The following is a 14,109-nucleotide window of genomic DNA, read 5'->3' on the forward strand; positions in this document are numbered from 1 at the left end:
TACTGTCAAGGCTTATTAGCCTTGCCCCTTTTCTTAAGGGGCGAAACTCCCTTGTGGCTTACCAAACAAACTTTTAACTAAGCTTCTCTCCTTTCTAATAATTTATTTTCTTTTTTAATTTGTAGGTTTTTTCGTTGCATTCTCGATATTGTTTTGAATCTTTTCTTGTATTTTCACAGAATCAGCTTGTATTTTTCCTGTGTCAAAACTTCCTACAATATCAGCAATGAATTCACTTAAATCAATTTCGCTAAAATCTAATTTTTGAAATTCTTCAGGAGTGAAGCCTTTGCATTGCGGACCTTCCGCACTACTCCACCCTTTTCCAAGCTGAGGGCGTCCTTGTTCATTGAAAATTCTTCCTAATTTAGAATTGAAGCAACAAAAACTTTTCTTTTTTCAACGCAAATTTTAGTAAAACCTAAACTAACCTTTTTGGAACAATAAGTTCCTACTTCATGACATTTTCCTGCATCGTTTAATTTAGCAAGCTTTTTCTCATCTTCTTTACAAGGTACAAATCCTAAAAATACATTATCCTTATCACAACATCCACCACCAAGTAAACCGCCAAACATATCCCAATTTTTACAACGATTATCTTGTCCATTGAATATTTATAGATACTGAACTATTTGAAACCTTATTATTAAAAAATACAAAATCAGTGCAAATGTGAAAAAACCGCTATATAACCTTAAAGAAATTGAAAAAAATAATTTCAAATTCAAATGATGCACAGTGAAAATAAGAAAAGCAATAAGATAAACTTTCAAAATAAATCTGTGTTATTGCGTGAATATTAAAAATAAAAATAACTAAAGTAGATGATCTCCGCCTAAATAAGTTTAAAAATATTCAAAAATTAAAAACAAAAGCTATATTAACTTATTGTTTTTATATCATTCTAAATACAATATATAATATTTTAATTAAGATTAAACCGCACCATTATTTAAAAATTATAATCATTCAACTTAAAATACTAACTATTTAAAATCAAATTTCAACTTACAATTTCTTAAAGTTACAAAAAATAAAAAATATTAGTTTTTTTAAAAAACTTAAAAAATATTAAGATTTTTTTTAACTATAAAGAATATAATTCTATCCGTTTTCAAAAACCATCCCTTAAAAAGGATTATTCAATGTTTGTTTTTATACCATTATTTACAATTTTTATTTTACTTGCAGGCGGATATTTTGCCAAAAGAATTGGTGTTTTAAAGCAAAAACAAGCTAGGACTTTTTTAGATTTTGCTATTATTTTTGCTTTACCTTGTTTGATTTTTGATAAAGCATATCATTTAAATTTTGATTTTTCATTGATTATTTTTATTTTTATTGGATTGTTTAGCTGTATATTGGCAGCTTTTTTTGCTATTCTTATTGGAAAAGTTTTTCATTTTTCTAAAGTAACTTTAGTCAGTATGTTTTTGCTTTCTTGTTTTGGAAATACTATATTTGTGGGTATGCCTATTGTTGCTGGTGTATTTAATGACCCACAATTTAGTGCTGAAGTTATATTTTACGATGCTTTAGCCACAACTTTACCTATATCACTTTTTGGACCTTTTATACTTTCTTTGGGAAATGGAGAAAAAGTCAGTTTACTTGCCAATGTTAAAAAAATTCTTAGTTTTCCACCTTTTTTAGCTTTGCTTTTTGGTTTTTTGTGCAAATTAATTACTTTACCTGAATTTATTTTCTCTCCTATTCGTTTATTTGGCGCCTCTGCAACCCCTGTTGCACTTTTTGCTATAGGTTTAGGACTTGGTTTTATGGCAATTAAAACCTCTTACAAACCTACAATAGTTGTCATCTTTGCTAAAATGATTTTAGCTCCTTTATTTTTTGTATTTTGTTTAAAAATATTTAATTTAGAATTAAAAGATTCTACCATCGTTGCTATTATAGAAAGTGCAGCTCCTACTATGACCTTAGCAGGAGCTATGGTAATGAAAGCTAAACTAGATAGCAATTTAGCCGTAAGTGCTGTAGCCTTCGGAGTTCTTTTTGCTTTTGTTTCTATGCCAATTTTAATTTGGGCTTTATTATAAGCTCAAATTATATGGCTAAAATTTTTAGCTAATTCTTTAACTTTCTTAAGATCAACTTTTCCTGAACCTAGGAGGGGAATTTTTTCTATTTGAAAATAATATTTAGGTTTAAAAAGTGTAGGTATATTAGAATTTTTTATAGCCTCACATACTCTTTCAAAAATTTCATTATTACATTCTATAAGTAAAACAATTTGTTCCCCTTTTTTCTCATCTTCTAAAGATGTGGCACAAAATTTAACCACTTCAGTGTCTATGAATTTGGTAATTTCTTCTTCTATTGCACCCAAAGAAATCATCTCTCCGCCAATTTTTGCAAAGCGAGAATAACGATCGACAATATATAAAAAACCATCTTCATCCAAATGTCCCTTATCTCCCGTGTTGTACCATCTTATGCCATCAATTTCTTTAATCACTTCATCGGTTTTTTCTTTGTTATTAAGATAGCCTACCATAACTTGATGACCGCCTATAAGTATGAGTCCATCTTCATTTGTTTTTAAATTTTCATAATTATTTGGATCAACAATACGTACCGCAGTTCCAGGCAGAGGCATTCCTACACTTCCTTCTTTATTGGCACGATGTATAAGCCAATAATCCGCATCAAAACGATTTGGTAAATTTACACTCGCTACAGGTGTAGTTTCCGTAGCTCCATAACCTTCAAAAATGCTTTTTTTAAACTTCATTTCAAAAGCAGTTCTTACTTCATTTTTTAGTTTTTCAGCACCTGATACAACTATTCTTAAGCTTTCAAACATTAAAGCATCAAGTTTTTTATTTCTTGCATAAATTCCTAAAAAGGTTGAAGTTCCACACATAATAGTGATATTATTTTTAGCAACAGCTTTGGCAACCCCTAAGGCATCAGTTGGATCTGCAAAAGTGATACTTTTAATACCTTCAAGCAAAGGCAAAAATGTAGTTACGGTAAGTCCAAAAGCATGAAAAGGTGGTAAAGATGAGAGAATGACATCATTGTTTCTTGTGCAAAGTACATCAGAAATTTGTGCTATATTGCTTAAAATATTACGGTTATTGAGCATAACACCTTTTGGAGAACCCTCACTTCCGCTACTAAATAAAATAGCTGCGATGGCAAGATTGTTTTTTGAAGGAGTGAAGATGCTTTTGAGTATAAAACTAGGTATAATACTAACTGCTAACATCATGCTAAAAATTTTAGTTTTTTGCATTTTAAAATCTTCTACAATATCTTCAAAATAAATTAAATGTATATTTGTATCGAAATTTAGGTTTATACCTTTATTTGCTAATTTTTCTAAAAAAGTTTTAGAAGTATAAATTTGTGAAATTTGCGCATTTTTTATAGCTGCTTTTAGAGCTTTTTCTCCAGCAGTAAAATTAAGATTTACTGCAATTTTTTCTGCGATTAAAACAGATAGATTGGTTAAAGAACTTGCAAAAGAAGCAGGTAGTAAAATTCCTATAGCCTCCTCTTTAGGAGCGTAACTTCCACGCTGAGGGTTAATGTTTAATTCTTTGGATTTTCTTTTAATAAAAAAATTAAGAAATAAGCTAAGAGTCAACATTTTTCTATAAGAAATATCTCCAGCTAGCGTATCAATAATAGCTATTTGATTTAGATTTTTTTTAGCTGTATCTATCCAAGATCTTGCTATGGTATGCATAGCTTCGCATTGTGATTTCCAAGCCATAAAAGAAAGTTCAAAAACTTTAGCTTTAACTTCATCTTTTTTAGAATGCAAAGACATAGCTTTACCAAAAGCTATAGCAATTTTTCTTTTATTTAAAGTACGGTTTCTTGCTGAAAATTCTTCATCGCTTCTTGAAAAAGCGCTACCCCAAAGTCCTCTTATATAAAAAGGAATAATTTTTCCATCATCTTCGCTTAAGCATTCACAAGCTAATTCAAATCCTGCTTTAAATTCATTTAATTGTCCATGTCTTGAAAGCGTACCTTCAGGAAACAAACAAACTAAATTACTTTCTTTGATATGCTTTGCTATCAGTTCTAAACTCGTCTTACTTCCTGTACTTGATACAGGAATAATACCAAATTTATCAAGAAAAATTTTAATATACCATTTAGAATAAATACTTCTTTCCATAACAAAATAAATTTTTCTTGGAATTGCCATTTGCACAACAGCCCAATCAATAAAAGAAATATGATTACCTAAAAGTAAAGCTCCGCCTTTTTCTGGTATATTTTCAAAACCTTCTACAAGTAAGCGGTATCGTTGCAAAAAAGCTATGCTTAAAAGTATACGCACTAAAGAAAAGGGAAGTTTTAAAAGTATATAAAAACTTCCTATAAAGGTTACTAAAGTAATAAAATAAAATAAATAAACCACATTGATTTCAAATTTGGCAAATAAAGTTGCTAAGAGTAAAAATCCTAACATGGCAATATTTTGAAAAAAATTATTTCCTGCAAGAATTTGTCCTAATTCATTTTCTTTGGCATGAAATTGGATTAAAGTATTTAAAGGAATGATAAAAAGAGCTCCGCAAAATCCAAAAAAGAAAAATAAAAAACTATAACTTAATAAACTTACAAAATAAGGCATTAAAAAAGCCATTAAAAACATACCCAATGCACCAAGTGGAATAAGTCCAAGTTCTATATAATTTTTTGAAAATTTACCAGCTACTAAAGAGCCTAAAATCACTCCTATACCAGAAAAAGCGAGTGAAATTTGCACATAAAAAGTATTTTCTATGAAAAGTTCATTTTTGGCAAAGACAGGAAAGCTGACAAGATAAAGTTGAGATATAGCCCAAAAAAATGAAATTCCTATTATGCAAAGCCAAATAGTTTTATTTTTAAAAACAAGCTTAAGATTATTTATTAGAAGTTTTCCACGGATATAGTCTTTTTTATTAAAAACTAAATCTTTATTTGTTTGTTTGAGCTTAGGTAAACGCCACGCAAAAAATACTTCGATACAAGAAAATAAAATTAGCACAATTCCTAAAGGCGCTACTTCTTTTAAAATTTCATCTGTTTGATTATATACAGAACTATAAAGACTTTCAAAACTTAAAGAAAACAAAGCCATTCCTACTAAGATTGCCATAATGCTTACTGCATTAATTACACCATTACCCATAGCAAGAAAGTCTTTTCCTACGAGTTCTTTAATAAAACCGTATTTGCTTGGTGAATAAATCGCTGCTTGTGCTCCCATTATAAAAGTAAAAATAAAAGCCATCCAAAAAGCACCGCTATAGTAACAAATGCAAATTATTAAAGTGAGTATAACATTACAAATTGCTGAAATTTTCATTACAATATTTTTTGGATATTTATCCGCTAAAAAACCCGAAGGAGAAAGCATAAGAATAAAAGGAAGTAAAATCAAAGCATTAACTATAGCATTTAAAAATAACTGCTCACTTCCTTCATAGGCCTTATAAATAGTATTTTGAATAATAATTTTATGTCCCAAATCCACAAAAGCATTGATGAATGCTATAAGTAAAAAAGGAATTAATCCGTAAATTTTCAAAAAAGATTTTTTTTGCATTATTTAAACCTCGTCAATTAGCACTTATTTTACGAAAGAATTTATCAGTTTTTAGGAAAATTATCTATATTATCTTTTAAAATAATTCCATCGATTTTTAATTTATAAAATTTTTTAAAATTCTCTAATTTATCAACAATCATTAAAACCCTACTATCAAAAACATAAAATTCTGCAACCTTGCTAGCAAATTTTGCAAGTTTTTTATCATTACAAAGCAAAAACTTAGCTCCTAAAGCATTGGCTAAAAATATCTCGTCTTTATTTTGAACTAAAATAGCAAATTCAAAATCATTTTGACTTAAATAAGAAATCAATTTTTCATCATAAACAATACAATAAACTTTACTATCTTTAACTTCTTCAATACTTTCAATAAAAGAAAAATCTAAATTTTTTAATAATTTATGTCCAATAATAAGCATTTTTTTTCCTTAGCTCTATTTTTTATTATTTTGCAAATTATACTTATAAAATTGTTACCAAGCAAGATGGCGCAGCGGACGGGGCTCGAACCCGCGACCTCCGCCGTGACAGGGCGGCATTCTAACCAGCTGAACTACCGCTGCATCCAAAGTAAAGAAGTAGAGATTATAAAACCTATTTATGATTTTATAAAATGGTGGTCACTATAAGACTCGAACTTATGACATCCACCTTGTAAGGGTGGCGCTCTACCAACTGAGCTAAGCGACCTATGATTGGCGACCCCTAGAGGATTTGAACCTCTGTTTCCACACAGAGAGAGTGTTGTCCTGGGCCACTAGACGAAAGGGTCATAACCCTAACAATAAAAATGGTGTCCCGTGTTGGATTCGAACCAACGGCCCCCTCCTTAAAAGGGAGATGCTCTACCGGCTGAGCTAACGAGACAAGATGGCGCAGCGGACGGGGCTCGAACCCGCGACCTCCGCCGTGACAGGGCGGCATTCTAACCAGCTGAACTACCGCTGCATCCAAAGTAAAGAAGTAGAGATTATAAAACCTATTTATGATTTTATAAAATGGTGGTCACTATAAGACTCGAACTTATGACATCCACCTTGTAAGGGTGGCGCTCTACCAACTGAGCTAAGCGACCTTTATAATGGTGTCCCGTGTTGGATTCGAACCAACGGCCCCCTCCTTAAAAGGGAGATGCTCTACCGGCTGAGCTAACGAGACATTTTCTGAAATAAAAATGTGATTATGCCAAAATTAGCTCTATTTGTCAAGCTTTTTTAAATCATTTTTGGCATTTTCTCTCCAAATAACGAGAAAATATACTTATAGGTAAAGTCAAAACAAGATATGTAATAGCCAAAATTACATAAGCTTCAAGAGTAGCAAAAGTATAAGAATTTATCTCTTGTGCACTTTGGGTTAATTCATTTACAGCAATAACACTTAATAAGGAACTATCTTTAATTAAATTTGCAAATTGTCCACTCAGCGGTGCTAAAATATTTTTTAAAGCTTGGGGAAAAATTACATACGCAAAAACCTGCATCTCTTTTAACCCTAAAGCCCTAGCGCTCTCAAGCTGAGATATAGAAATACTTAAAATTCCAGCTCTAAATATTTCAGCTAAGTAAGCAGCAGAAAAACATGATAAAATAATAACTCCAGCCACATATCGATTATCAAGTCCTAAATTATTTGCAATGATATAATATATCAATAATACCTGCACTAGTAAAGGGGTTCCTCTGATAAGCTCTATGTAAAATGTAGATAAAAATCTTAAAAAAACAATTGAACTTAAAGAAAAAGCACAAAAAACTCCACCCAAAATTATACTCAGTAATAAAGAAAAAAAACTGATTATTAAAGTATTTAAAAAACCTTGAAGAAATTTTTCTTTATAGGTCGCAATTGCACTAAAATCAAAATGATAAGCACTTATACTAAAACTACAATAACAAAACAATATTAAAAATAAAATCAAAAGAATTAAATTAGTGATTATTTTTAACTTTGATAGAGGTTTTAAAGGTTTAAAATTCTTATTTTTTTGAATAAACAAAGACAATAAAAATCTCCAAAATTACAATTTATTCATTTCTTAAAGTATCTAAAATATTAATTTGAGTTGCTTTTTTTGCAGGATAAAAAGATGATAAAGCTATGATTATTAAAGCACCCACAATGGTTAAAGAAAAATCCATTAAAGACAAATCAAGTGGTAATTTACTGGTTCCATAAACATCAGCAGGTAAAGTTACAATATCAAAATTTCCTAAAAGCCATAAAGCAAAAAATGCAAGCACCACACCCACTATCATACCGCCACCACCAATAAGCATACCTAAGGCAAAAAAACTCTTTTTTACCTCATTTTTGCTTGCACCTAGGGCAAGTAAAAGTGCTATTTCACTGCGACGATTCATCACTATCATCAGTAAAGAACTTACTATATTTAAACTTGCAACCAAAATAATAAGCATCAACACTATAAAAAGCGCTCTTTTCTCAAGCTCTAAAGCTGAAAAGAAATTTTTATTTTGTTCCCACCAACCTACTACAGCATAATCATCTTTTAAATAAGATTTAATTTTTTCAACATCCTTAAAAGCATTATCGCTATATACATGAATTCCATCATAATTTGGATTTTTAGGCATTCCAAGTACTTTCTTCAATGCATCAACATCTGTATACATATAAGCCTTATCATAAAATGCAAGCCCTGAAGTAAAACGCGCTTTAACATCAAAACGTTTAGTTTGTGGTACTAAAGAAAATCCACTAGGATTAAGATTTGAAAAAATAAGTGATAGTTTGTCATTTTTATGCAAACCAAATTCATCAGTAAGTGCTGATCCTACAAGTATATCAAAACCACTTAAATTCTCATCCTTTAAAGCTTTAGCAACCACTTCGTTTATTTTTTTTTCATCATTAAAATTAACGCCAAAAAGCACACCACCTTCAAAACGATTATCTCCCTTTACAACAACTTGAGTGCTTATATAAGGGCTAAATAACAAATTTGGAAATGTTTTTCTTAACTCATCTATAAATTCATCATTTACAGGAGCGTAAAATTTAGGCAAAATAGTAATAGGATAATTCATCACAAAAAAGCGTTTTTCAAATTCTTTATCAAAACCATTCATAATTGCCATAGCTACAAGCAAAACGCAAAGTCCTACACAAACTCCTAAAAAGGCCAAAAGCATAGAAAGATTGATAAAGGGTTGTTCTTTATCAAATCTTAAATATTTAAAAAGTAAATATTTTAAAACGCTTTTATTCAAGCTAAAATTCCTTGCTTAGGACCACTTTTTCCATGGCATTCTTTAAATTTTTTTCCACTTCCGCAAGGACAAGGAGCATTGCGTGGAACTTTTTTAAACTCAGCTTCGCCAAGATTATCTTCGCTTGCGCCCATTTCTACTGAGCTTTGAAGCAGCTTTTCATTTTCTTCATTGGCTTTATTTTCTAAATTTTGTACCTCTTCTTGATTAAATTGCACGCTAAAAAGTAGTTTAATACTATCAAATTTAATACGATTAACCAACTCCAAGAAAAGATTATAACTTTCTTTCTTATATTCCACAAGAGGATCTTTTTGATTGTATCCACGAAGCCCTATTCCTGTTTTTAAAATATCCATTTGATACAAATGCTCTCTCCAAGCATTATCCAAAACTTGCAAATATAAAATACGCTCTATATTACGCAATTCTTTAATCTCAAGTCTTGACATCTTTTCGTTATAAGAATTTTCAAGAATTTGACTTAGCTTATCTTGCATTTCAATGACGCTTAAATTCTCAAAATCTTTTTCACTAATCTGAGTTGAACATTCATATAAAATTTTTGCTTTCAAATTTTCAAAATTTACATTAGAACCGCTTTCATCAAGTATATAATCATTCATTACATTTGCACTATATTCAGCGATATTTTGAGAAATTTTAGCTCTAATATCATAGTTTTCATCTAAAAGCTCATTGCGATAACGATAAATAGTTTTTCTTTGTTCATTTGCTACATCATCGTATTCTAACAAATGCTTTCTACTTTCAAAATGTAAGCTTTCTACTTTTTTTTGCGCATTTTCAACCGCTCTTGTAACGATTCTTGACTCTATGCTTTCGCCCTCTTCTATGCCTAAGCGATCCATGATACTTTTGATACGATCTCCGCCAAAAATTCTTAAAAGATTATCTTCTAAACTTAGATAAAAACGACTTATTCCAGGATCGCCTTGTCTTCCCGCACGACCACGAAGTTGATTATCAATACGGCGGCTTTCGTGTCTTTCTGTACCGATAATATAAAGACCACCCAAAGCCCTAATCTCATCATCGATTTTTATATCCACACCACGACCTGCCATATTTGTAGCGATAGTTACAGCACCTTTTTTACCTGCATCTTGGATAATCAAAGCTTCTTGCTCGTGATTTTTAGCATTTAAAACATGATGAGGGATTTTCTCTTTTGCAAGCATATTGTGAAAAACTTCACTGCGTTCTATACTTGCGGTTCCTACAAGTACAGGCTGACCTTTGGCATTAGCTTTTTTAATCTCTTCGATTACGGCTTTAAATTTTTCATTTTGAGTTTTATAGATAAGATCATCTTTATCTTGTCTTTTAATAGGAATATTTGTTGGTATAGAAATAACATCTAAACTATAAATTTGAGAAAATTCAGTCGCTTCTGTTTGTGCAGTTCCTGTCATACCTGCAAGTTTATTGTACATTCTAAAATAATTTTGAAAAGTAATATCTGCTAGAGTTTGGCTTTCTTCTTGAATTTTTACATTTTCTTTGGCTTCTAAAGCTTGATGCAATCCTTCGCTAAAACGACGCCCTTCACTTAAACGCCCTGTAAATTCATCAACAATGATAACTTCATTATTTCTTAAAACATAATGCACATCTTTTTCAAAAAGATTATGTGCCTTTAAAGCTTGATCAAGCTGATGTGCTAAGATAGCATTATCAAGACTGTATAAATTTTCTACACCAAAAAGTTTTTCAGCCTTAGCAATACCTGCTTCCGTGATTAAAATATTACGATTTTTCTCATCTACTACAAAATCACCCTCAGGTTTTGCAGGGGGTAAAACTGCTTCGCCTTTTTGCATTTGCTTAGCTACTTCATTGGCTTTAATATAACCATCTAAAGTGCGATTTGTAGGACCGCTGATGATAAGCGGAGTTCTTGCCTCATCAATTAAAATACTATCTACCTCATCTACGATAACAAAATTATGCTCTCTTTGAACTTTTTCAGCTTTTGAAAATTTCATATTATCACGCAAATAATCAAAACCAAACTCATTATTGGTTCCATAAGTAATATCGCAATCATAAGCTTGCTTGTGCTCTATGTCACTGTTTTGAGAAGAAAGAATCACGCCTACACTAAAACCTAAAAAGTTATAAATCGCACTCATTTGCTCAGCGTCTCTTTTAGCTAAATAATCATTTACCGTAACAACATGTACGCCTTTTCCGCTCATAGCATTTAAAACTACAGGCAAGGTCGCTACAAGAGTTTTACCCTCCCCTGTTTTCATTTCTGCGATTTTTCCGTCGTGCAAAACCATACCACCGATTAACTGCACATCAAAATGACGCATATTTAAAGTTCTCTTACCTGTCTCTCTGACTATAGCAAAAACATCATTTAAGATATCATTTTCGTTTTTTTCTCCGCTTAAAATTTGCTCTTTAAATTTTGCAAATTCGGCTTTTAATTCATCATCGCTTAAATTTTGATATTTGCCTTCTAAAGCATTGATTTGTGCTACACGCTTAAAGTATTTTTTAACTTCACGATCATTTTTTGTTCCAAAAACGGCTTTTAAGGTATTTAAAAACATTTTTAAACCTTTATAAATTTTTCAAACTATTATTATAACGATTATTTAATTAAAATTAGCTAGAATGATATAAAAAATATAATTTTTTTAAGGAAAATAAATGAAAAAAACATTCTTGATATTTTTTATTTTTATAGGACAACTTTTTGCCCTTGATCTTAATTTTAATACCTTTTCAAGCAATTTTACCCAAATAGTGAAATCCAAAAACTCTACACTTTCTTATTCTGGGCATTTTATACTGAGCAAAGATCAAGCATATTGGAGTTATGATACTCCTAGTAAAAAAGAGATTTATATCAACAAAAATCAAGTAACCATAGTAGAGCACGATCTAGAACAAGTCATTTTCTCTCATCTTGATAACATTCCAAATCTTAATGAAATTTTCAAAAAAGCAAGTCTTATAGACAAAGATAAACTTGTAGCAAAATATGATAATATAAACTATACAATTAAGCTTAATCAAGAGCAAATTCAAAGCATATCCTATAAAGATGAATTTGAAAATGATGTTATAATCAATCTAAACAATCAAATTAAAAATCCAAAAATTAATTCCGATGTTTTTAAGGCAAAAATTCCGCAAAATTATGATATAGTTCGCTAATTTTGCGTTGAATTTTCATCAAGCTTTATATCATAGCCTGTTTGTGGCAAATGATAAGGCTTGCTTGCATTATTTTCTTTGAATATTTGTGGAGGATTGGCGATTAAATCTCTTTTAATTTTTTCTTCTATATCTGGAGTCATTTTAGGTGTATTTAAATTATCTATATTGATTTCTCCATTGTCATTTTTATTTTCTTCATCTGAATCTTTGAAAAGCTGTTCAACTTGCTTGGCTTCTAAATTTGGAACACTAGGAGTTGGGATCTTTTCAACACCAGGAACTTGAGTTTTAGGAACTTCTAAGTTTTCAAGTGCTTTTTTTACCTCACTGCCCATACCTTTCTCTTTAGCCTCAGTGCTTTCTAAAAAGCGTTTAAACTCCTCTAAATCAAATTTTTCCACTCCGCTTAAAGATATGATATATATATCATCTAATTTAATCTTATACTTCTTATCTAAAAATTTTTCTAAAGTTTTTTTAAAATTATTTTTTCCAATTTCTGTAAAAATATCTTCGTAAAAAAACCCTGAAATTACTGTATTTACAGCATCAATCAACTTATTTTCATTTTCTTTTAAATTATTCCCATCAAATTCCAAAGAAATTTCAACTTTTTTAAGAACATTTGCCCCACTTTTAGAATACAAATCTGTTCTTATTTTATCTATTTCAAGATTTTGAGCATTTAAACTCAAAGCCAAAAAAACACTTAAAAATATTTTTTTCATTTAATGCCTTTAAATGATTTGTTCTTGTATTTCAAGATCTAAAAAATTATGTTTTTTATAAAATTCGATCACATTAGAATCTATTTTTAAAATATTAGCAAAATAAAATCCAAAATTTATCTTTTTTGTAGAATAAATTTTTAAAGTATTTGGATTTGTAGCACGAGAAAGAGCGACATAAAGCTGTCCATTTTCAAAAATATGATCAATATCACACACTAATTTTTCAATACTCATACCTTGTGATTTGTGTATAGTAATAGCATAAGCTAATTTAATAGGAAACTGTGTAACACTTGCGAGAATATTAACAACAAAATCTTTACCTGATTGCTCAAGTTCTTCCATGAAAAAAGTATAAGGTTCAAGTAAAATTTTCATCCCATTATTTTTAATAATGCTAATATAAATTTTCTCCTCTTCATAAAGAATATCTTCTATAATGCCTTGCTCTCCATTATAATAATTCTTATCCCAATTATTTACACAAAAAATAATACGAGCGCCTATTTTAATATTTAATTCTTCCAATATATTTAAGCTTCCAACCCAAGAATCAAGTTCTTCATCTTTTATTCTCTTATCTTCTTTTTTAACCTGAGCTTTAAAGCATACAAGTGGGGTCTCAAGTTTGCTTAATTTTTCTTGATTAATATTGTTTACTTTTTTATTGATACCACAAAGTAAAGTATAATCATCTTCTAAATTTTCCAATTCTTTATAATCAATTCGCAAAGATTCAAAAAAGCTTAAAATTTTTTCATCTAAAAAACCTTGTCTAATCAAAGATAAATGGTTATAAAATTCCATATTTTGCGTTCTTTTAGGTTGAGAAAGTTTAATATTCTTAAAATTTAAATCTTGCCAAAAAAATGAAGAAAAAGCATAATAAGAATGGTTAAATAAAGTTTCTTTTTTTTCTTTAATTACGGGAGGCAATTGAAAAAAATCTCCAACAACTAAAATTTTTCCATTAAATTGAGAATTTTTAAGTCTAAAGCCTATCATTTCAAAAACATTTGCACTAACCATGGAAATTTCATCGATAATAATAAGCTCAATCGTTTTTAAAAGCTCTTTAAGTTTTGTTAATTTTTCTTTTTGTTTTTGATTGCGATCCAATGCGCTTAATTTCATCATATCATCACAATACCCTAAACAAAAAAAGCTGTGTAAGGTAACACCGCCTATATTAAACGCCGATAGAGCACTAGAACCAAGAGCTATGGCTAATTTTTTTTGTTTTCTATAAGATTTGATAAGCTCATTTGTCAAAAAGCTTTTACCAACTCCAGCACCACCACTTAAAAAAACATTATCATAAGCTAAAATTTTTTCTAGTTTATCAAGCATTATATTTCCT

Annotated in this window: 9 protein-coding genes, 7 tRNA genes and 1 pseudogene; 2 read left to right on the forward strand and 15 right to left on the reverse strand. The window is 30.0% G+C overall.

What is annotated here, in order from left to right; genetic code table 11:
- Positions 1-114: 114 nt before the first annotated feature.
- Positions 115-617 (reverse strand): annotated as a pseudogene (gene traN / locus SR62_RS09445) (conjugal transfer protein TraN); the annotation flags it as partial.
- Positions 618-1,148: 531 nt separating this feature from the next.
- Between traN and SR62_RS02620 the strand changes: the two are divergent.
- A complete protein-coding gene (locus tag SR62_RS02620) occupies positions 1,149-2,060 on the forward strand; it encodes an AEC family transporter (protein WP_002893409.1) in 912 nt (303 codons plus the stop codon).
- A gap of 2 nt (positions 2,061-2,062) precedes the next feature.
- Here SR62_RS02620 and SR62_RS02625 read toward each other — a convergent pair whose 3' ends face one another.
- The 12 genes from SR62_RS02625 to secA form a co-directional block, all read right to left on the reverse strand.
- Positions 2,063-5,581: an acyl-[ACP]--phospholipid O-acyltransferase gene (locus SR62_RS02625; RefSeq protein ID WP_070306595.1), complete on the reverse strand. Its 3,519-nt coding sequence runs from the start codon at positions 5,579-5,581 to the stop codon at positions 2,063-2,065.
- Between the two features lie 44 nt (positions 5,582-5,625).
- Complete coding sequence (locus tag SR62_RS02630; protein WP_002893406.1) at positions 5,626-6,006, reverse strand: hypothetical protein; 381 nt, start codon at positions 6,004-6,006, stop codon at positions 5,626-5,628.
- Between the two features lie 67 nt (positions 6,007-6,073).
- Positions 6,074-6,150: transfer RNA gene (locus SR62_RS02635), tRNA-Asp, on the reverse strand.
- 51 nt (positions 6,151-6,201) lie between these two features.
- Positions 6,202-6,277 (reverse strand) — tRNA-Val (locus SR62_RS02640).
- 6 nt (positions 6,278-6,283) lie between these two features.
- Positions 6,284-6,359: transfer RNA gene (locus SR62_RS02645), tRNA-Arg, on the reverse strand.
- Positions 6,360-6,378: 19 nt separating this feature from the next.
- Positions 6,379-6,454, reverse strand: a tRNA-Lys gene (locus tag SR62_RS02650).
- Between the two features lie 4 nt (positions 6,455-6,458).
- A tRNA-Asp gene (locus SR62_RS02655) sits at positions 6,459-6,535 on the reverse strand.
- Between the two features lie 51 nt (positions 6,536-6,586).
- Positions 6,587-6,662 (reverse strand) — tRNA-Val (locus SR62_RS02660).
- 7 nt (positions 6,663-6,669) lie between these two features.
- Positions 6,670-6,745, reverse strand: a tRNA-Lys gene (locus tag SR62_RS02665).
- Positions 6,746-6,806: 61 nt separating this feature from the next.
- Positions 6,807-7,592: an amino acid ABC transporter permease gene (locus SR62_RS02670; protein WP_002892977.1), complete on the reverse strand. Its 786-nt coding sequence runs from the start codon at positions 7,590-7,592 to the stop codon at positions 6,807-6,809.
- A gap of 22 nt (positions 7,593-7,614) precedes the next feature.
- Complete coding sequence (locus tag SR62_RS02675) at positions 7,615-8,820, reverse strand: ABC transporter permease (RefSeq protein WP_002892975.1); 1,206 nt, start codon at positions 8,818-8,820, stop codon at positions 7,615-7,617.
- Positions 8,817-11,405, reverse strand: a complete 2,589-nt coding sequence (gene secA / locus SR62_RS02680; RefSeq protein WP_002892974.1) for a preprotein translocase subunit SecA — start codon at positions 11,403-11,405, stop codon at positions 8,817-8,819. The genes SR62_RS02675 and secA overlap by 4 nt, the downstream gene beginning before the upstream one ends.
- A 100-nt stretch (positions 11,406-11,505) precedes the next feature.
- Here secA and lolA point away from each other — a divergent pair, with 100 nt between their 5' ends.
- Positions 11,506-12,015: a LolA-like outer membrane lipoprotein chaperone gene (gene lolA, locus SR62_RS02685; RefSeq protein ID WP_002853302.1), complete on the forward strand. Its 510-nt coding sequence runs from the start codon at positions 11,506-11,508 to the stop codon at positions 12,013-12,015.
- On the opposite strand, the gene SR62_RS02690 is transcribed toward lolA, so the two are convergent.
- Together SR62_RS02690 and pif1 are read right to left on the reverse strand one after the other, a co-directional pair.
- Entirely contained in the window at positions 12,012-12,746 is a 735-nt protein-coding gene (locus SR62_RS02690) for a hypothetical protein (protein ID WP_002866881.1), read from the reverse strand. The genes lolA and SR62_RS02690 overlap by 4 nt on opposite strands.
- 9 nt (positions 12,747-12,755) lie before the next feature.
- Positions 12,756-14,099: an ATP-dependent DNA helicase Pif1 gene (gene pif1 / locus SR62_RS02695; protein ID WP_070296671.1), complete on the reverse strand. Its 1,344-nt coding sequence runs from the start codon at positions 14,097-14,099 to the stop codon at positions 12,756-12,758.
- Positions 14,100-14,109: the final 10 nt, after the last annotated feature.

Origin of the sequence: Campylobacter sp. 2014D-0258, assembly GCF_008000495.1 — a bacterium.
GTDB classification, from domain to species: Bacteria; Campylobacterota; Campylobacteria; order Campylobacterales; family Campylobacteraceae; genus Campylobacter_D; species Campylobacter_D jejuni.